The organism is Herbaspirillum robiniae (genome assembly GCF_002213415.1).
Lineage (GTDB): Bacteria > Pseudomonadota > Gammaproteobacteria > Burkholderiales > Burkholderiaceae_D > Herbaspirillum > Herbaspirillum robiniae.
In genome coordinates this window covers 566,079-585,557 of record NZ_NJGU01000004.1, presented here as the reverse complement: position 1 = coordinate 585,557, position 19,479 = coordinate 566,079, and the positions used below count along the sequence as shown (strand labels likewise).

At 66.1% G+C, this 19,479-nt stretch carries 18 protein-coding genes; 9 read left to right on the top strand and 9 right to left on the bottom strand.

Features of this window, described 5'->3' with window-relative positions:
* Positions 1 to 70 precede the first annotated feature (70 nt).
* From CEJ42_RS09255 to CEJ42_RS09235, 5 genes are all read left to right on the top strand, one after another.
* Positions 71 to 601, top strand: a complete 531-nt coding sequence (locus CEJ42_RS09255) for an isochorismatase family protein (RefSeq protein ID WP_088750713.1) — start codon at positions 71 to 73, stop codon at positions 599 to 601.
* 232 nt (positions 602 to 833) lie between these two features.
* Positions 834 to 1,610: a fumarate/nitrate reduction transcriptional regulator Fnr gene (fnr, locus tag CEJ42_RS09250; RefSeq protein ID WP_079214815.1), complete on the top strand. Its 777-nt coding sequence runs from the start codon at positions 834 to 836 to the stop codon at positions 1,608 to 1,610.
* Between the two features lie 80 nt (positions 1,611 to 1,690).
* Entirely contained in the window at positions 1,691 to 2,455 is a 765-nt protein-coding gene (locus CEJ42_RS09245) for a phosphatase PAP2 family protein (protein WP_088750712.1), read from the top strand.
* A gap of 72 nt (positions 2,456 to 2,527) precedes the next feature.
* On the top strand, positions 2,528 to 3,532 hold the full coding sequence (locus tag CEJ42_RS09240) for a diacylglycerol/lipid kinase family protein (protein ID WP_088750711.1): 1,005 nt from the start codon (positions 2,528 to 2,530) through the stop codon (positions 3,530 to 3,532).
* A complete protein-coding gene (locus CEJ42_RS09235) occupies positions 3,532 to 4,413 on the top strand; it encodes a metallophosphoesterase family protein (RefSeq protein WP_088750710.1) in 882 nt (293 codons plus the stop codon). Before CEJ42_RS09240 ends, CEJ42_RS09235 begins: the two co-directional genes overlap by 1 nt.
* Here the strand turns inward: CEJ42_RS09235 and CEJ42_RS09230 are convergent.
* Together CEJ42_RS09230 and CEJ42_RS09225 are read right to left on the bottom strand one after the other, a co-directional pair.
* The gene (locus CEJ42_RS09230; RefSeq protein ID WP_088750709.1) at positions 4,355 to 5,764 is read right to left on the bottom strand and encodes a PepSY-associated TM helix domain-containing protein; all 1,410 of its coding nucleotides are present in this window, start codon (positions 5,762 to 5,764) and stop codon (positions 4,355 to 4,357) included. The genes CEJ42_RS09235 and CEJ42_RS09230 overlap by 59 nt on opposite strands.
* A 192-nt stretch (positions 5,765 to 5,956) precedes the next feature.
* The gene (locus CEJ42_RS09225; RefSeq protein ID WP_079214810.1) at positions 5,957 to 6,181 is read right to left on the bottom strand and encodes a hypothetical protein; all 225 of its coding nucleotides are present in this window, start codon (positions 6,179 to 6,181) and stop codon (positions 5,957 to 5,959) included.
* A 225-nt stretch (positions 6,182 to 6,406) separates the two neighbouring features.
* Between CEJ42_RS09225 and zigA the strand changes: the two genes are divergently transcribed.
* From zigA to CEJ42_RS09210, 3 genes are all read left to right on the top strand, one after another.
* On the top strand, positions 6,407 to 7,621 hold the full coding sequence (gene zigA / locus CEJ42_RS09220; RefSeq protein ID WP_088750708.1) for a zinc metallochaperone GTPase ZigA: 1,215 nt from the start codon (positions 6,407 to 6,409) through the stop codon (positions 7,619 to 7,621).
* A 2-nt stretch (positions 7,622 to 7,623) separates the two neighbouring features.
* Positions 7,624 to 8,532 carry a GTP cyclohydrolase FolE2 gene (gene folE2 / locus CEJ42_RS09215; RefSeq protein ID WP_088750707.1) on the top strand — a complete coding sequence of 303 codons (909 nt, stop codon included), beginning with the start codon at positions 7,624 to 7,626 and terminating at the stop codon, positions 8,530 to 8,532.
* 70 nt (positions 8,533 to 8,602) lie between these two features.
* The gene (locus CEJ42_RS09210) at positions 8,603 to 9,571 is read left to right on the top strand and encodes a M14 family metallopeptidase (RefSeq protein WP_088750706.1); all 969 of its coding nucleotides are present in this window, start codon (positions 8,603 to 8,605) and stop codon (positions 9,569 to 9,571) included.
* Positions 9,572 to 10,263: 692 nt separating this feature from the next.
* Here CEJ42_RS09210 and CEJ42_RS09205 read toward each other — a convergent pair.
* From CEJ42_RS09205 to CEJ42_RS09175, 7 genes are all read right to left on the bottom strand, one after another.
* Entirely contained in the window at positions 10,264 to 10,749 is a 486-nt protein-coding gene (locus tag CEJ42_RS09205; RefSeq protein ID WP_079214807.1) for a GNAT family N-acetyltransferase, read from the bottom strand.
* A 54-nt stretch (positions 10,750 to 10,803) separates the two neighbouring features.
* Entirely contained in the window at positions 10,804 to 11,217 is a 414-nt protein-coding gene (locus tag CEJ42_RS09200) for a GNAT family N-acetyltransferase (protein ID WP_079214806.1), read from the bottom strand.
* A 12-nt stretch (positions 11,218 to 11,229) separates the two neighbouring features.
* Entirely contained in the window at positions 11,230 to 11,592 is a 363-nt protein-coding gene (locus tag CEJ42_RS09195; RefSeq protein ID WP_129587692.1) for a hypothetical protein, read from the bottom strand.
* Positions 11,593 to 11,667: 75 nt separating this feature from the next.
* A complete protein-coding gene (locus tag CEJ42_RS09190; RefSeq protein ID WP_088750704.1) occupies positions 11,668 to 12,000 on the bottom strand; it encodes a hypothetical protein in 333 nt (110 codons plus the stop codon).
* Positions 12,001 to 12,270: 270 nt separating this feature from the next.
* Positions 12,271 to 13,050: an enoyl-CoA hydratase gene (locus CEJ42_RS09185; RefSeq protein WP_088750703.1), complete on the bottom strand. Its 780-nt coding sequence runs from the start codon at positions 13,048 to 13,050 to the stop codon at positions 12,271 to 12,273.
* Positions 13,051 to 13,064: 14 nt separating this feature from the next.
* Positions 13,065 to 14,225 carry an acyl-CoA dehydrogenase family protein gene (locus tag CEJ42_RS09180; RefSeq protein ID WP_079214802.1) on the bottom strand — a complete coding sequence of 387 codons (1,161 nt, stop codon included), beginning with the start codon at positions 14,223 to 14,225 and terminating at the stop codon, positions 13,065 to 13,067.
* 200 nt (positions 14,226 to 14,425) lie between these two features.
* Positions 14,426 to 18,124, bottom strand: coding sequence for an indolepyruvate ferredoxin oxidoreductase family protein (locus tag CEJ42_RS09175; RefSeq protein ID WP_420840751.1), 3,699 nt, complete (start codon positions 18,122 to 18,124; stop codon positions 14,426 to 14,428).
* A gap of 414 nt (positions 18,125 to 18,538) precedes the next feature.
* Here CEJ42_RS09175 and CEJ42_RS09170 point away from each other — a divergent pair, with 414 nt between their 5' ends.
* Entirely contained in the window at positions 18,539 to 19,459 is a 921-nt protein-coding gene (locus CEJ42_RS09170; RefSeq protein WP_079219052.1) for a GGDEF domain-containing protein, read from the top strand.
* Positions 19,460 to 19,479: the final 20 nt, after the last annotated feature.

Here is a 19,479-nt window from a genome sequence, read left to right as displayed (position 1 = left end):
GCAAAATGGCGTCAATGACACAAACCGTTCAATTCCTGCCAAGCCCTTAACCTGGAGACGAGACCCGCCCATGCTGATCGATGCAAGCCAATCGGCGCTGCTGGTGGTGGACCTGCAGCACAAGCTGCTGCCGGTCATCCACGGCAATGAAACCATCCTGGCCCAGGCGGTGCGCATGGCGCGCATCGCCGGCCTGCTGGAGGTGCCGGTGATCGCCACCGAGCAGATCCCCGACAAGCTCGGCCCCAACCATCCCGACATCCGCGCGCTGTGCGGCCAGGTGCTGGCCAAGAGCCATTTCGACGCCTGCGCCGAAGGCCTGCTGCCGGCCCTGCCCGCGCATGTGCGCCAGATCGTCGTCACCGGCTGCGAGGCGCATATCTGCGTGCTGCAGACCGTGCTGTCGCTGGTCGCCAACGGCTACCGCGTGCTGCCGCTGCTGGACGCCTGCGGCTCGCGCAATCCGTCCGACCGCGAGGCCGCCTTCGCGCGCATGCGCCAGACCGGCGCGGAACCGGTGACGGTGGAGATGGTGGCCTACGAGTGGATGCGCGACAGCAGGCATCCGCAGTTCCGCGAGGTGCTGAAGCTGATCAAGTGACTGAACGACAAGCAACACCCGTTGCGCGACGTAACTGAAACGCAACTGCGCCTCTGAACTGATGAAAGTTTCACAAAGCGTTGTCCTGAAGACATTCCGGGGCCGCGAACTGTGGTACAAGAGATGCAGAGCAAGCGTCCGGCTCCACCCGGCGCGGTTGTCAGGCCGACATGATTGAGATGACTGATCAAGCCGGTCCGGCGACACCATGAAGAAGGAAACCGAAACACCTATGTCCAGCCTACCCTCCGCAGCCCCGTCCCGCTCCGCCCCTGCCGCCGGCGCCGTCAACGTGCAGGCGCTGCGCGCCAGCTGTTCGGCCTGCAGCATGCACCAGCTGTGCCTGCCCATGGGCCTGGACCAGGGCGACATGCAGCGGCTGGAGCAGGTCATCAACCGCCGCCGCAAGGTCAAGCGCGACGAGACCCTGTACCGCCTGGACGACAAGTTCGACATGCTCTACGCGATCCGCCTCGGCCACTTCAAGACCTTCCAGCACAACCCCAACGGCGGCCAGCAGATCACCGGCTTCCAGATGGCGGGCGAGCTGCTGGGCATGGACGCCATCGGCGCCGGCCATCATCTGTGCGAGGCGGTGGCGCTGGAAGACAGCGAAGTCTGCGAGATCCCCTTCGCCAGCCTGGAAGACCTGTTCCGCGACATGCCGGCGCTGCTGCGCCAGTTCCATCGCATGATGAGCCTGGAGATCTCGCGCGAGCAGCGCGTGATGCTGACCCTGGGCAGCATGACCGCGCAGCAGAAGATGGCGGCATTCATGCTCAACCTGTCGTCGCGCTACGCCAGCCGCGGCTACTCGTCCACGCGCTTCCAGCTGCGCATGACGCGCGAGGAAATCGGCAACTACCTGGGCCTGGCGGTGGAAAGCGTGAGCCGCCTGCTGTCCGGCTTCAAGAAGACGGGCGTGATCGAGGTCAACCATCGCGACGTGGAGCTGCTCGACCTGGCGTCGCTGCGCGCCATCGCGCTGGGAAACGATCCCTGCGCATAAGCCACTCGCCAAGCGGCTCGCACAAACCGCCCGCACAAGCCGCGCTGGAGCATCCCCGGGGGCCGCGTTAGAATCGCCGGATGACAGATCCGCAACGCGACTCCCCAAAACCCTTTCATCATTTCCTGCGCGCCCGTTTCGCGCGCGACCACTACCTCGGCCTGCCGCTGACCACCGGCGTGCTGGCCGTGATCGCCACCCTGCTGCTGTTCGCCCAGGTCGCCTATGAGGTCAATACCCGGGGCGAGCTGACCCGGCTGGATCAGCAGATCGCCGACTGGTTCAACCGCCATGCCTTCTCGCCGCTGACCGAGGTGGTGCTCGGCTACACCCACCTGCACGGCACCATCGGCGTGCTGGCCATCGGCGCGCTGCTTCTGTGGCAGATGCTGCGGCGGCGCCAATGGCATTGGGCCGCCGACCTGCTGCTGGTGCTGCCGGGCGGAATGCTGTTCAATTTCGGCCTCAAGCATGTGTTCGCCCGGCTGCGCCCGCATTTCGACGATCCCATCCTGGTGCTGCACAGCTACAGCTTTCCCAGCGGCCATACCATCGGGGCAACCCTGCTGTACGCGATGCTGGCGGCCTGGCTGCTGAACCAGCCGGCGCTGGTCGGGGCGATCGCCGCCAGGCTGGGCACGGGCGCGCGCGGCGCCAACGCGGCGGTGGCCGGCGCGGCGGTGCTGCTGGTGGCGCTGACCGCCTTGAGCCGGGTCTACCTGGGCGCCCACTTCCTGAGCGATGTGCTGGGCGCGATGCTGCTGGGCACGGCCTGGTTCGCGTTCTGGACCACGGCGCTTTTCACCTCCCGGCGGCACTATTCGGCAAGGACGCGCTCCAACTGATTTTCCACCCAGGCGGCCGGGCTCCTGCCCGCGCTGTGACGGCCGCCCACGACAAGAAATCGGACGGAAGAATTGCCGCAAAGCAAACAGAATCCAAACGGCAGCCAGGGCCGCCCCGACGTGCTGGCCGCCATCAACGCCAAGGCCGGCGGCGGACACGCCGAAGAACTGGCCGCCCACATCACGCGTGAATTCGCAAAGCACGGCCTGCGCGCCGTGGTTCATCTCGCCGCCGGCGGCGAAGACATGATCGCCGCGGCGCGCCGCGCGGTGCGCGACAAGGTCGCCATCGTCGCGGTGGGCGGAGGCGACGGCAGCGTCAACGCCGTGGCTTCCACGCTGATCGCCGATCCGCAATGCGAAAGCGCGCTGGGCGTGCTGCCGCTGGGCACGCTGAACCATTTCGCCAAGGACCTGAGCATCCCGCTGGTGCTGGAGGACGCCATCGCCAACATCGCCACCGGCCGCCGCATCCGGGTCGACAGCGGCGAAGTCAACGGCGTGCCCTTCATCAACAACTCCAGCCTGGGTTTGTATCCGGACATCGTGCGCGAGCGCGAGAAGCAGCAGGCGCGCCTGGGTCGCGGCAAGTGGCTGGCGTTCTCCTGGGCGGCGATGGGCGCGCTGCGGCGCTATCCCTTCCTGCGCGTGCGCATGCGCGTGGAAGGCCAGGATCACTGGCGCCGCACGCCCTTCGTCTTCATCGGCAACAACGAATACCTGATGAGTGGCCTGGACATCGGCAAACGTTCCACGCTCATGGACGGCAAGCTGAGCCTCTATGTGTGCCACCGCACCGGCCGCCTGGGCCTGCTGCGCCTGGCCGTGAACGCGTTGCTGGGGCGCCTGCGCGAAGCGCATGACTTCGATGCCCTGACCGCCACCGAGATCCTGATCGAAACCCACAAGAAACGCCTGCGCGTGGCCACCGACGGCGAGGTCACCATCATGCAGACGCCGCTGCGCTACCGCATCCGCCCGGCCTCGCTGGAGGTGATCGTGCCGCCGCTGGAGCAAGCCGCCGCCGCGCCCGAGGAGCAACCGGGCATGCTGGCCAAACTGTGGGGGGACGACTGATGCGCACCGTCATTCATCTCTCCGACCTGCACTTCGGCCGCACCGATCCGGACATCATCGCGCCGCTGATCGCCCAGGTGCACGAGCTCAAGCCCGACCTGGTGGTGGTCTCGGGCGACCTGACGCAGCGCGCCCGCAGCGCGCAGTTCAAGGAGGCACGCGCCTTCCTCGACGCCCTGCCGCATCCGCAGCTGGTGGTGCCGGGCAACCACGACGTGCCGCTGTTCAATGTCGCCGCGCGCATGCTGCAGCCGCTGCGCAAGTACCGCCGCTACATCGGCGAGGACCTGCAGCCGGTCTACATGGACGACGAAGTCGTGGTGGTTGGCATCAATACCGCGCGCTCGCTGACCATCAAGGACGGCCGCGTCAACGACCGCCAGATCGAGATGGCGAGGCGCCAGCTGGCCGCCGTCGGCGACAACATGATCAAGATCATCGTCACCCACCATCCCTTCGACCTGCCGCCGGGGCCGCAGCATCACGACCTGGTCGGCAAGGCGGTGCCGGCTATGCGCGCCTTCGCGCTGTGCGGGGCCGACTTGCTGCTGGCCGGGCACGTGCACACCAGCTCGGCCGTCAGCAGCGCCGGGCGCTACGACATCCCCGGCTACTCGGCGCTGGTGGTGCAGGCGGGCACGGCCACCTCCACGCGCGGGCGCGGCGAGACCAATTCCTTCAACGTCTTGCAGGTGGAGGCGCACCAAATCGCGGTGCACAGGCTGGGCTGGCAGCCCGAGGAGAAATCATTCGCGCTGGCCGCGTCGCAGACGTTCGTGCAACGCGGCAGCGAGTGGTTCGAGATGGAAGCGGACGGCAGCCTCAGCGCCGAGCCAGCCGCCAGCGGATCACGTCCACCAGCAGGAACAGCAGCAGGCTGACGCCCATCAGCGGCAGGTTCCAGCCCAGCAGGATGGCCAGCACGCCGACGCTGGCGCGCTGCGCCGGCAGCAGCCGCATGAAGGCTTCCGACAATGGCGCCAGGCCCGATCCGGCCGCCGGGCGGCGGCGCCACCACATCACGTAGCCCAGCACGATCATCGCCGTCAGCGCGATGCCGAAGGCGGCCATCAGGATCTGGTTGGCCACGCCGAACAGGATGCCCATGTGTGCATCCACGCCCCAGCGAATCAGCTTGGCGATCAGCGGGAAGGTGGCGAAGTCGGCGCGGCTGGTGATGGCCATGCGCTCGGGATCCACCGCCACGGTATCGACCTGGGTCGGCCACGAGCGGTCGACTTCGCGCACCATCCAGGCCTGGTTCTCGCCGCGCGGCGGGCGGATCTCGATCTCGGACGCGTCGATGCCGCCGGCGCGGGCGATGCCCTGCACCAGGTCAAAGCGCGCCGGGTCGCCCAGCGTCGGCATCGGCATGGCCATGCCGGCATGCAGATGCGCCATATGTTCGGCATGCTCGCCCATGTCCATGCCGGCCATGGGCGCGGCCGGCTGCAGCTGCATCGACGCCGACGGCGTGATCCAGCGCAGTTCGGCGCGCAGCATGTTCACGCGCGCGCCGGCCCATTTCGACCAGGTCAGCCCGGTGGCCGAGAAGAACACCAGCCCGACCACGATCCAGATCCCCAGCAGCGAATGCAGGCGCCGCGCGCTGACCGGCCGGCGCACCTTGTGCGCTTGCGCGCGCGTCCTGCGGCGCGCGCTCCACCACAGCCACACCCCGCCCAGCGCGCCCAGCCACAGCCAGGACGCCGCCAGCTCGCTGTAGTTGCGACCGAGGTCGCCCAGCATCAGGTTGCGGTGCAGATAGTCCAGCGTCGTGCGCAACGGCAGCGTGCCGCTGGTGCCGTAGACCAGCAGCTCGCCCTTCACCTGCAGGCTCACCGGATCGACGAAGACGGCGCGGCTCTGGTCGCCCAGGCCCGGCTGCGAAAACATCACGCGGGTATTCCAGCCCTCGCCCTTGGACGGCCGCACCGCGAACAGGCGCGGGTTGTCGCCTCGGCCTGCCAGATACGCCTGGGCCGCCTTCACCTGCGCGGCCAGCGCCTGCACCTCGCCTTGCGAACGGTTGAACAACTGCTCGGCATAGATCCGCTCCTCGATCTGCGGCGTCAGCACGAACAGCGTGCCGGTCACCGCGGCCACCAGGATGAAGGGGCCCACGAACAGGCCGATATAGAAATGCAGCCGCAGCAGCAAGGCGGCAAGCGCCGATGTGCCCTGGCGGGCGACGACAGCGCCCGTGGCGGGCTGGTAGGTGTGGGTGGTCATGGCGGGCGGCCCGGCGCTGGCGCGCGGGCGATGGCTGGAACAAGCGCCGTATTGTAGAAGCGGCGCGGCCCGCTGCGAATGTGGCAATTTGTCGCATGCGGCGCGCAAACGCCGCCGCCAATGAAAAAGAGCCGCATCGGCGGCTCTTCGGCGTGGCCCGTTGCATGGCATGCAATGCCATGCTGCGTCGGCTCACAGGGGATTCTGGTCGATCCAGTCGCCCGAAAAATCCAGGATATAGGCGATCGCCTCATCCTCGGAATCGAACTCATTGGTGGGCGCCTTGCGCTGGTAGCGCAGCTTGCCGCTGCCATCCTTGCCTTCGTGGATCACGAAGCAGGACATGAATTTTCCGCTGTCCAGTTTTCGAACTTCTGGAATGACTGCGTTCCCCTTGTACGGGAAGATCTGGGACATGAAAAAGCCTCCTTGTTGCGAGGCGCAATGCTAGCACAAGCGCCGGCTTCCTTCCGCGCATGGCCTCATGGTCGAGCCTATTTGCAACTTTGTTGCATTTGTGGGATATTCCACATATTCGCAACTCAGTTGCAAATAGAGTAAAACAATAGAGCGAAACATCTCGTACGAACCGGCGCACCCCCGCGTCTTCATCCCTGCCCCAACCGTCATCCTTTCAGCCCCATGCCAACCCCGAACCGCCAGCCCGCCGACCGCCGGCTCCCCGTCACCGTCCTTTCCGGCTTTCTCGGTGCCGGCAAGACCACCCTGCTCAACCACATCCTGAACAACCGCGAAGGCCGCCGCGTGGCCGTCATCGTCAACGACATGTCGGAAGTCAACATCGACGCCGCGCTGGTGCGCAACGGCGGCGCCGAGCTCTCCCGCACCGACGAGAAACTGGTCGAGATGAGCAACGGCTGCATCTGCTGCACGCTGCGCGAAGACCTGTTGCTGGAGGTGCGCAAGCTGGCGCGCGAGAAGCGCTTCGACCAGCTGGTGATCGAATCCACCGGCATTTCCGAGCCGCTGCCGGTGGCCGAGACCTTCACCTTCACCGGCGAGGACGGCGCCAGCCTGTCCGACGTGGCGCGGCTGGACACCATGGTCACGGTGGTCGACGCCTTCAATTTCCTGAAGGACTACAGCTCCCAGGACAGCCTGGAAGAACGCGGCCAATCGCTGGGCGAGGAAGACCAGCGCACGGTGGTCGACCTGCTGATCGAGCAGATCGAGTTCTGCGACGTGCTGGTGCTCAACAAGCTGGACCTGGTCTCGCCCGAGGACCAGGCGCGCCTGCATGCCATCCTGCGCAGCCTCAATCCGCGCGCGCGCATCGCCGGCGCCGAATTCGGCAAGGTGCGGCTGGACCAGGTGCTCGACACCGGCCTGTTCGATTTCGAACAGGCCAGCGAAGCGCCCGGCTGGCTGCAGGAACTGCGCGGCGAACATGTGCCGGAATCCGAGCAATACGGCATCGCCAGCTTCGCCTGGCGTGCCCGCCGGCCGCTGCATCCGCAACGCTTCTTCGACCTGATCAACACCGAGTGGCCGGGCGTGGTGCGCTCCAAGGGCTTCTTCTGGCTGGCCAGCCGGCCGGCCCAGGCGGGATCCTGGTCGCAGGCCGGCGGCGTCTGCCGCCACGGCCTGGCCGGGAAATGGTGGGCTGCCGTGCCACGCGCGCAATGGCCGGAAGATCCGGAGTCGCTCAGGTTCATCCTCGACCAATGGGATGAGAATGTCGGCGACGCGCGGCAGGAGCTGGTCCTGATCGGCATGGCCATGGACGAGCCGGTGCTGCGCGCCCGCCTGGACGCCTGCCTGCTGAGCGACAAGGAGATGGCGCAAGGCCCCAAAGGCTGGGCGCGCATGGCCGATCCTTTCCCGGCATGGGGCTGACGATGACCGCCCGGCTCCCCGACGTCGCGCGCGAGGAACGCGCCGCCATTCCCCTGCCGCTCGACTCGGCCGGCATGCAGGGCGTGGCCGCCATGCTGCGGCTGGACGGCGGCCTGCTGCTGCCCGCCCGGGCCGAGCTGGCGGTGGACCTGCCCGATCCGCAGGCCAAGGGCATCCACATGTCGCGCCTGTACCGCCTGCTGGACGAGCGCGCTTCAGGTGAGCAACTCTCGCCGCCCATGCTGGCCTCACTGCTGCAGAAGATGCTGGACAGCCACGCCGATTGCGGCTCCCGGGTGGCATGGCTGGCGCTGGCGTTCGACCTGCCGGTGCGACGCGCGGCGCTGGTCACGCCGGGCCTGGCCGGGTGGAAGACGTATCCGGCCAGGCTGCTGGCCGAACTAAGCGACGGCGCCATCCGCATGCAGCTGGGCGTGCGCGTCGAGTACTCGTCGACCTGCCCGTGTTCGGCGGCGCTGTCGCGGCAGGCTCTGCGGGATGCCTTCGCGGCCGACTTCGCCGGCGCGCAGTCGGTGTCGCGCGACGAAGTGCTGGACTGGATCTCCGAACGCGCCAGCCTGGCCACGCCGCACAGCCAGCGCAGCGCGGCCGACGTCGCGGTCGCCCTGGCGCCGCATGGCGAACGCCTGCCGCTGGCGGCCTTGATCGACACCGCCGAGGACGCGCTGGGCACGCCGGTGCAAACGGCGGTCAAGCGCGCCGACGAGCAAGCCTTCGCCCTGCGCAACGGCGCCAACCTGATGTACGTGGAAGACGCCGCGCGGCGGCTGCGGCTGGCGCTGGAGGCCGGCTTCCGCGCCTGCAGCGTCAGGGTCAGCCATATCGAAAGCCTGCACGCCCATGACGCGGTCGCCACCGCCTCCACCCCGGGATGGCAGCCGCTGCGATGACGCCGGCCGCTGGCGGGCTTTCGCGAAGCGGGGTATCGTTGATGCTTCGCCAGAACAAACACATTGCCTCATGACTGCAAGTGAATTTCCCGTTTCCCTGCAACGCCACCAGTTCGCCGCGCTGGAACCCGGCCCGCGCCTGCTGGTGCTGGGCGCCGTACACGGCAACGAAACCTGCGGCACGCGCGCCATCGAGCGTCTGCTGCGCGAGCTGGAGAGCGGCGCGCTGGCCGTCAAGCGCGGCCTGCTGACGCTGGTGCCGGTGACCAATCCGCTGGCCTACCGGAAGAAGCACCGCCAGGGCGAGCGCAATCTCAACCGCAACATGCGCGTCAACCACGCCCCGGCCAATTTCGAGGACCGCATCTCCAACGTGCTGTGCCCGTGGATCGCCGAGCACGACGTGCTGCTCGACCTGCACTCCTTCCACACCGGCGGCGTGCCCTTCGCGATGCTGGGGCCGGAAGACAATACCGGCGACATCGAGCCGTTCAGCCATGCGCAGGCCGAGCAGAAGATGGCCGCGCACCTGGGCACCACCCGCATCGTGGAAGGCTGGATGACGACCTATGCGCGCGGCGTCGAGCGCCGCCGCAAGGAAGGCAAAGTAAACGCCCCCGACCTGCTGGACCGGGGCTACGGCGTAGGCACCACGGAATTCGCGCGTACCGTCGGCGCCTACGGCATCACCCTGGAATGCGGCCAGCATGAAGACCCGCGCGCGCCCGAGGTGGCCTACCGCGCGATCCGCCAGACGCTGGCGCTGCTGGGCATGGCCGACATCGCGCTGGAAGCGCCGCAAGAGGAAATCGAGATCATCCGCCTGGTCGACGTCATCGACATGGAGCATGCAGCCGACAGCTTCACCCGCGAGTGGGCCAGTTTCGACCGCGTGGCCAAGGGCGAAGTCATCGGCCACCGCCACGGCGGCGCAGCGGTGACGGCCCCGGATGACGGCTATATCGTGTTCCCGAACCCGAAGGCGCTGGCGGGCAATGAGTGGTTTTATTTCGGGGTGAAAAGCGACCGTCGGCTTTGACGGCAACGGCTGACAGCGGGGTCGTCGTGATCCTGCATCCTCAAGGGTGAAAAAAATCACACCCTGCGTCATCCCTGCCTTTGCCAGGTCGGCAGAAAGCCCTGAAATCGTCCCCCCGTCATTCCGGCGAAGGCCGGGATCCGGCGGCGTTCAGTGCGCTCAAGGAAAACAGCGAGGCATGACAAACGTCGCTGGGTCCTGACTTTCGTCAGGACGACGGAGGTGGGTGGAATCATGCTGATGTATATATCCCGCCCGCCGTCATCTCTGCCTTTGCCCGGCAAACAGAACACCTCTAAATCACACCCTCCGTCATCCCGGCGAAGGCCGGGATCCAGCGGCGTTCAGTACGCTCAAGGAAAACGGCGAGGCATGACAAACGTCGCTGGGTCCTGACTTTCGTCAGGACGACGGAGGTGGGTGGAATCAAGCTGACGTATACATCCCGCCCGCCGTCATCTCTGCCTTTGCCCGGCAAACAGAACTCCTCGAAATCACACCCTCCGTCATCCCGGCGAAGGCCGGGATCCAGTGGCGTTCAGTGCGCTCAAGGAAAACGGCGGGGCATGATAGACGTCACTGGCTCCTGACTTTCGTCAGGACGACAGCAGGCCGAGGCAGATATCCATCACACTGTCATCGCGGCCTTTGCCTGGTCGACAGAAAAGCTTCCCCAGCCTCTTCTATATAGTTCAGGCGCAATCCAGCGCATAAAAGCGCGTATCCACCACCATCACGGGAAACGCCTGCGGCAGCTCGGTCTTCTCGACCAACCTGAAGCCGTTCTTCTCATAGAAGCGATGCGCCGCCAGGAACTTGGCGGTGGTGCCCAGATAGATCTGGGTCACGCCCTTTTCCCTGGCCCATCCGATGGCACCCTCCAGCAATCGGCTGGCGGTGCCATGCTCCTTGCCGCGGTGGCTGGCGGCGACGAACATCTTGCGCAGCGCGACCTGCCCGTTGCCGATGTCCAGCAGCGACACCGTGCCGACCACCCGGCCGCCATCCAGCGCCACCCAGAAATTGCCGTTGCCCTTCTGGTAGAAGCCGGGAATATTGTTCAGGTCGGGCTGGCCTTCCAACGTGATGGGAATCTCGAACTCCTGCTGCTGGATCGGCAGGATGACATCGACCACGCCGGCGGCGTGCTCGGGAGAAAACGGGCGAATCTCAATCATGGGGCTTGTGGATGCTATCGATGAAGTGAAATCGGAGTGCCTGCGCGGCACGGCCTACTTGAGCTCGACGCCCGGCGTCAGCTCCCAGCAGCGCGGGCTGTGGACGAAGCCGATGTGGCCGTAGTAGTCGGCGGCGTCGGGCGCGGCCAGCAGGCGCAGGCGGCAGCGCGGGCCGAGGCGGCTGCGGGCGTGGCGGATCAGCTCCTTGCCGATGCCGCGACGCTGGTAGTTCTCGTCCACCGCCAGTTCGGACATATAGCAGGCGTAGGCGAAATCGGTGACGCAGCGCGCCACGCCGACCAGCAGTTCGCCGTCCCAGGCGGTAGCGACCAGGTTGGCGTTGCCTATCATCGCCGCCATGCATTCAAGATCGTCCAGCGGGCGACGTGGGCCCAGCGATGTGCGGGAAAGGACGTCGATGAATTGCTCGACGGTGAGGGTAAGGTCGGTCTTGTATTCAATGCTCATGCTTGCTCGTCGTTAAACTGCATCAGGGCTGCCGCCCTGCTGCTTGGTTGAGGGGCGCGACGCCCGGACCATCAGCCAGCCGTACAGCGCGGTGGCGAAAAGCCCCAGCACCACGGCCAGATACAAGCCCAGATAACCGGCGCCAGCGCCGCAGGCCCCCTCGAAGGAACCGCCCAGCCTGTCGCAGGTAAAGTAAGCGTCGAGCAGCCAGACGATGCCGAAGAAACCGGCAATGCCGCTCAGCACGCCACCGAACAGCGCGCCGACCATCATCATGATGGTCGCCAGCATGCCGACCGCCTCGATCCCGCTGATGATCACAAGCAGGATCAATGCCAGGGGCAAGACAAAGGAGAGATAGAAAAGATTTTCCAAGGCAGCGCGACGGTATGGAGGATGAAAAGGCCGAAGGCGGTAACGCTAACACAAACTCGCCTCCGGCACCCGGCACTAAGCGGCCGGCGGCGGTGCCTTGAGCCGTTCGGCATCGCGGCGAATGGAGCGCCCCACGCGCACCGCCAGCAGCACGAAACTGAGCACGAAGGCGCCCAGGCCCACGCCGGCGGCGGTGAACATGGCGCCGTAGCCGCAGGCACCCTCGAAGGAGGAGCCGAAGGTCGAGCACGGCAGGCTCAGCACCACGCCGACGCCCGCCGCGGCGCACAGCAGGCTGCCGCCGACGATGATCGCGGCAGCGCGCAGGCGGCGTCCGGGCTGCGCCTGGCGGCTGATGACGACGGCCACGACGATCATCACGATGGGGAGCAGGAAGAGATCGAACATTATTATTTTATTAATGAAGCAAGCCGGAGGGATGCGAACGGACTCGCCGATGCGGTCTTGTCTGAGAAAGACGCCCGCAGGAAATGTTCCCCACCATGCCGTCGTCCCGGCGCTGGCCGGGACACAGTGGCTTTCGTGGCGCCCTGATGTCTGCCGAACGACGCCGGATCCCGGCCTGTGCCGGGACCACGGACTACGCGATCAGGGAATGGCCGTCATGCACGCGACACGATGCAACGAACGCAACGACCGCAACGAGCGCAGCAGGCCTCAGGCGTTCTTCCAGGCCGGCGCGCGCTTCTCGAGGAAAGCGTTGACGCCCTCCTTCTGGTCCTGCGTATCGAACAGGTCGACGAACAGTTCACGCTCGGTCTGCAGGATGGTGCCCAGCGGATTGTGGCGGGCGCCCTGGATCAGCTGCTTGCTGGCCGCCACCGAGGACGGGCTCTGCTTTTCCGCCTGCAGCGCCAGCTCCAGCGCGCGTGCACGGGCCTGGCCCTTGGCCACCACTTCCTCTACCAGCCCGATGCGCAGCGCGGTCTCGGCATTGACGCGCTCGCCGCACAGAATCATGCGCTTGGCCCAGCCCTCGCCCACCAGCCACGGCAGGTTCTGCGTGCCGCCGGCGCATGGCAGGAGGCCCACCGCCGCTTCCGGCAGGGCCATCTGCGCCTGTTCCTCGGCGATGCGGATGTCGCAGGCCAGCGCGCACTCCAGCCCGCCGCCCATGGCGTAGCCGTTGATGGCGGCGATCGACACGCCGCGAAACGCGGACAGCGTCTCGAAGGCTTCGCCGAAGCGGCGCGCCATCTCGCGCGCCATGGCTTTGTCGCCGTCGGCGAACAGTTTCAGGTCGGCGCCGGCGGAGAAGAATTTCTCGCCCTCGCCGGTCACCACCAGCGTATAGATGTTGAGGTCGGCGTTGAGGTCCTTCACCAGCCGCGTCAGGTCGACCAGCGCCTCGCGCGTCCAGGTATTGGCGGGCGGGTTGGACAGCGTCAGCACTGCGGTATGGTGATGCTTTTCCAGCTTGAGATTGGTGTAGGTCATGGCTTCCCTTGTGGTTAGCGGATGTCGTCGAGGTTGTCGCTGTTGAGCAGCTGGCGCGAGACGATCACGCGCATGATCTCGTTGGTGCCTTCCAGGATCTGGTGCACGCGCACGTCGCGGAAATAGCGTTCCAGCGGGTATTCGCGGATGTAGCCGTAGCCGCCATGCAGCTGCAGCGCCTCGTTGCAGATCTTGAAGCCGAGGTCGGTGGCCAGGCGCTTGGCCATGGCGCAGTAGGTGGTGGCCTGCGGCGACTTGCTGTCCAGCTTGACGGCCGCCAGGCGCACCATCTGGCGCGCCGCGACCAGCTCGGTCTGCATGTCAGCCAGTTTGAACTGCAGCGCCTGGAAGTCGGCGATCGGGCGGCCGAACTGCTTGCGCTCCTTCATGTAGGCATGTGCCGCGTCCAGCGCCGCCTGCGCGGCGCCGACCGAACAGGTGGCGATGTTGATGCGTCCCCCATCCAGCCCCTTCATGGCGAACACGAAGCCTTCGCCTTCGTTGCCCAACAGATGGCTGGCCGGCACCTTGACGTTGTCGAAGCTGATGGTGCGGGTGGGCTGGCTGTTCCAGCCCATCTTGGTTTCCTTCTTGCCGTAGCTGATGCCGGCGGCATTGCCCGGCACCACAAAGGCCGAGACGCCGCGCGCGCCCTCGCCGCCGGTGCGTGCCATCACCACCAGCACGTCGGTCGAGCCGGCGCCGGAGATGAAGGCCTTGGAGCCGTTGATCACGTAATGGCCGTCGACCAGCTTCGCCGAGGTCTTCAGCGAGGCGGCATCCGAGCCCGAGCCGGGTTCCGTCAGGCAGTAGGAGCCGATCTTGCGGCCGGCCGCCAGCTTTTCGCACCATTCGTCCTTGATGGCCGGCGTGCCCCAGGAGGCGATCATCCAGCTGACCATGTTGTGGATGGTCAGGTAGGCCGCCGTCGACGGGCAGGCGCGCGCCAGCTCCTCGAACACCACGGTGGCGTCGAGCCGGGTCAGGCCCAGGCCGCCCAGGTCTTCCGGCGTGTACAGGCCGCAGAAACCGAGTTCACCGGCCTTGGCGATCACGTCCAGCGGAAAATGCGCCTCCTCGTCCCACTTGGCCGCGTGCGGCGCCATCTCGCCGGCGGCGAAGTCGCGCGCGCTCTGCTGGAAGGCCAGTTGATCCTGGTTGAGGTCGAAGTCCATGTGTGTCTCCTGTTTTGGTCTTGATATCGGTCTAGATTAATGGAATTTGGGGAATGGGGTTGTCGCCGGCGCGACATTGAGGGCCGCCTTGCCAGCAACGGCAACGCCACCGGATCCCGGCCGGCGCCGGGAGGACGGCGTATCAACCACGCGCCGTCATCCTGGCGAGGGTCAGGATCCAGCGGCCTTAAACGGCGGCCTCAGGCAGCGGCATCCAATGCATGACGGCCGGCGCCGGCCTTGCCGTAGGCGGCAAGCAAGCTCGCCTGACGTTCCCGCATCGCAGCGACGGCCTTGTCCTTGACGTGACCATAGCCGCGCACCTGATCCGGCAGTTGCGCCAGCTCGATGGCCAGCGCGTGGTTGGAGGCATCCAGCGTGCGCAGCAGATTCAACACCATGTCGCGATAGTCGACGATCAACTGCCGCTCCATGCGTCGCTCCTCGGTGCGACCGAACAGGTCCAGCGCGCTGCCGCGCAAGCCCTTCATCTTCGCCAGCAGCCTGAAGGCCTTGAACATCCAGCCGCCGTAACGCGCCTTGACCAGGTGGCCTTGCGCGTCCTTCTTCGCAAAGACCGGCGGCGCCAGGTTGAAGCTCAGTGAAAAGTCACCCTCGAACTGTTGCTCCAGCTGGCGCGTGAAGTTGCCGTCGGTGTAGAGGCGCGCGACCTCGTACTCGTCCTTGTAGGCCATCAGCTTGGAGAGGTTGCGCGCCACCGCCATGGCCAGCCTGTCGCCGCCCAGCGGCGCCTCGGCGGCGCGCACCGCTTCCACCACCTCGGCGAAGCGGGCGGCGTAGGCGGCGTTCTGGTAGTCGGTCAGGAAGGCGATGCGGCGCTTCACCAGCTTGTCCAGCGACTCCGGCATGCGTAGCACCACCGGCTGGGCCGGCAGCGCGATGCGCTCGACCTTCGCCAGGTCCACCGCGGCGCGCCGGCCCCACAGGAAGGCGGTCTTGTTGGCCTCGACGGCCACGCCGTTCATCTCGATGGCGCGCAGCAGCGCGGCTTCGGTCAGCGGCAGCTCGCCGCGCTGCCAGGCATAGCCCAGCATGAACAGGTTGGTGGCGATGGAGTCGCCCATCAGCGCGGTCGCCAGGCGGGTGGCATCGATGAAGTCGGCCTGCTGCTCCACCGATTCCTCGATCAGCGCCTTGACTTCCTCGAACGGGAATTGCCAGTCCGGATTCCTGGCGAACTGGCCCGGCGGCTGCTGGTGCACGTTGACCACGGCGCGGGTGCGGCCCGGGCGCATCTTGGAGATGGCGTCGAAGGAGCCGGCGGTCAGCATGTCGCAGCCCAGGATCAGGTCGGCCTCGCCGGTGGCGATTCGCTGGGCGCGGATGGCCTCGCGCGTGGCGGCGATGCGCACGTGCGAGGTGACCGAGCCATTCTTCTGCGACATGCCGGTCATGTCCAGCACCGAGGCGCCCTTGCCCTCCAGGTGCGCGGCCATGCCCATCAGCGCGCCGATGGTGATCACGCCGGTGCCGCCGATGCCGTTGATCAGGATGTTGAACGGCGTATCGCAGGACGGAATGACCGGCTGCGGCAGCGCGCCGAAGTCGTCCACGGCGCCCTTCTTCGCCACGCCGGCCTTCGACTTCTTCAGCTTGCCGCCGGTGACGGTGACGAAGCTGGGGCAGAAACCCTTCACGCAGGAGTAGTCCTTGTTGCAGGACGACTGGTCGATCGCGCGCTTGCGGCCGAACTCGGTCTCCAGCGGCAGGATGGAGGTGCAGTTGGACTGCACGCCGCAGTCGCCGCAGCCTTCGCACACGGCCTCGTTGATGAACAGGCGCTGGTTGGGATCGGGGAACTCGCCCTTCTTGCGGCGGCGGCGCTTCTCGGCCGCGCAGGTCTGGTCGTAGATGATGACGGTGACGCCCGGCAGTTCGCGCAGTTCGCGCTGCACGGCGTCCATGTCCTGGCGGTCGTGCACGGTGACCGCCGCCGGCAGGTTCGAACGGTCGGTGTAGCGCGCGATGTCTTCCGACACCAGCGCGATGCGCTTGACGCCCTCCGCCGCCATCTGCTGCGCGATCATCGGCACCGACACCGTGCCGTCTACCGGCTGGCCGCCGGTCATCGCCACGGCGTCGTTGTAGAGGATCTTGTAGGTCATGTTCACGCCGGAGGCGACCGCGGCGCGGATGGCCAGGTAGCCGGAGTGGAAGTAGGTGCCGTCGCCCAGGTTGGCGAACACGTGCGGCACCTGCGAGAACGGCGCCTGGCCGATCCACGGCGCGCCTTCGCCGCCCATATGCGTGGTCAGCTTGTTGTATTCGGGATAGATCGCCGTGGCCATCACGTGGCAGCCGATGCCGGCCAGCGCGAAGCTGCCTTCAGGCACCTTGGTCGAGGTATTGTGCGGGCAGCCCGAGCAGTAATAGGCCGGGCGCGGCGGCGTGTTGACGGCCTTGGACAGCACCGCGTCCTTGGCGTCGAGGAAGGCCAGCCTTGCCTTGATCAGGTCGCTGGTATGGAAGCGCGCGATGCGCGCCGCGATCACGCGGGCGATCTGCGCCACCGAAAAATCGGCCTTGGAGGTCAGCAGCCATTCGCCGCGCGGCGCCACCCACTCGCCCTTCTCGTCGAACTTGCCGATCACGCGCGGGCGCACGTCGTCGCGCCAGTTGTAGAGCTGCTCCTTCAACTGGTACTCGACCATCTGGCGCTTTTCTTCCACCACCAGGATTTCATCCAGCCCTTGCGCGAATTCGCGCACGCCCTCGGGCTCCAGCGGCCACGGCATCGACACCTTGAACAGGCGCAGGCCGATCTCGGCGGCGAAGGCTTCGTCGATGCCCAGTTCGGACAAGGCTTCCAGCACGTCAAGGTAAGACTTGCCCGAGGCGATGATGCCCAGCCGCGCGCGGGGGCTGTCGATCATCACGCGGTTCAACTTGTTGGCGCGCGCGTAGGCCAGCGCGGCGTAGATCTTGTAGTCCTGCATCAGCGCTTCCTGCTTGCGCGCCTGCACGCCCAGCGTGTCGGTCGACAGGCGGGCGTTGAGGCCGCCTTCGGGCATCACGAAGTCGGCCGGAGTGTTGATGCTGATGCGGAAAGGATCGGCGTCCACCGAGGCGCTCGACTCCACCGTGTCGGCCAGCGCCTTGAAGCCCACCACGCAGCCGGAATAACGCGACATGGCCCAGCCGTGCAGGCCGAGGTCGAGGTATTCCTGCACGTTGCAGGGATAGAGCATCGGGATCATCGATGCCGAGAAGATGTGGTCGGACTGGTGCGGCAGCGTCGAGGAATAGGCGCCGTGGTCGTCGCCGGCCACCAGCAGCACGCCGCCGTGGGCCGAGGTGCCGGCATGGTTCATGTGCTTCAACACATCGCCGCAGCGGTCCACGCCGGGCCCCTTGCCGTACCACATGGCGAACACGCCGTCGTACTCGGAAGGACCGATCAGCCTGACCTGCTGCGTGCCCCAGACGGCGGTGGCGGCCATGTCTTCGTTCACGCCCGGCTGGAACTTGACGCGGTGCGCCTCCAGCTGCGGCTGGGCCTTCCACAAGGCCTCGTCCAGCCCGCCCAGCGGCGAGCCGCGATAGCCCGAAATGAAGCCGGCCGTATGCAGGCCCGCCCGGCGGTCGCGGATCTGCTGCAGCATGGGCAGGCGCACCAGGGCCTGGATGCCGGAGAGATAGATCGCGCCTTCGGTAGCGGTATATTTGTCGTCCAGGCTGACGGGCGCCAGCGCGACGGGTTCTGAAGTATGTGCAACGGCGGTATGCAAGCCGCCTGTCGCGGTGCCGGTGTTCCCGGTGTCGTTGCCGGGGACCGGCGAGTGAGCGCTCACTTGGGTCGCAGCCAGATCGGAATCGCGAACGCCGTCTACGGTTGGCGCCATCGATCCGACAGGCTCAGCTGCCGAACGGATTTCCATCGTTTGTCTCCAAAATTTTGCTTTGAATAGCGCCTCGCATTACCGCGCCGGGTACGGCGCATCACTGCCAGACACTTCGACCGTGGTAGCGGTCATCACAACAATCTCCGTCTCGAAAACTGCTGTGACTGAAGTCTATCGCCTGGCCTGCAAAAGCTGGAAATACCGATTGGGGATAGGGCCATAAGGAAAAACGATAGCCTTGCGTGAAGCGGCGGATGGCATCTTGCCAAGCTTTTCATGCCGCAGTCATTGATCCAAGGTATGCTTTCGCCCGGACAAGACTCGCATGTGATGCCGGCTGGAATGTTTCGTGCTTTCCTCATCGCAACAAGGCAAGCGACATTTCCGCAAATCAATAAAACCTATCCAACTCACTTTCAGGACACCATGAGCGATACGATCAAGGCACAAATGGAACCCGACAGCGCGGTCTACAAGACGCTGCTTGAATCCACCAAGGCGATTCCCTGGAAAATCGACTGGAGCACCATGCAGTTCGCCTATATCGGACCGCAAATCGAGGAACTGCTGGGCTGGACGCCGGAGAGCTGGGTTACCGCCGAAGACTGGGCCATGCGCATCCACGCCGAAGACCGCGAGGCGGTGGTCAACTTCTGCATCTCGCAATCGAAGTCCGGCATCGACCACGAAGCCGACTACCGCGCCCTCACCCGCGACGGCGAACACGTCTGGATCCGCGACGTGGTGCACGTGGTGCGCAATCCCGACGGCAGCCCCAATGCGCTGATCGGCTTCATGTTCGACATCACCGAGCGCAAGAAGACCGAGGCGCGCCTGATCGAGCTGCAAAAGGAACTGGAGGCGCTGTCCTACCGCGACGGCCTGACCAACGTGGCCAACCGCCGCATGTTCGACTCGGCCCTGGAAGTGGAATGGGCCAATGCGCTCAACAACCGCACGCCGCTGTCGCTGATCATGCTCGACATCGACTACTTCAAGCAGTACAACGACCATTACGGCCATATCCGCGGCGACGAATGCCTGAAGAAGGTGGCCGAAGTGCTGACCAAGGCCGCCACCCGCACGCGCGATTTCTTCGCCCGCTACGGCGGCGAGGAGTTTGTGCTGATCCTGCCGGAAGCCGACGCCAAGGCGGCGCTGCAGGTGGCCCAGCGCTGCCGCAAGCTGGTGCAGGACGAGGCCATCCCGCACGAGAAGTCGCAGGTGGCCGACGTGGTCACGATCAGCGTGGGCGTGTCCACCATCGTGCCCTCGGCGCAGGATCACCGCATCGCCTTCATGGAGCGCGTCGACCAGCGCCTGTACAAGGCCAAGCAGCTCGGCCGCAACTGTATCGCCGTGGACGAATAAACTGTATCTGTCTGGCATGG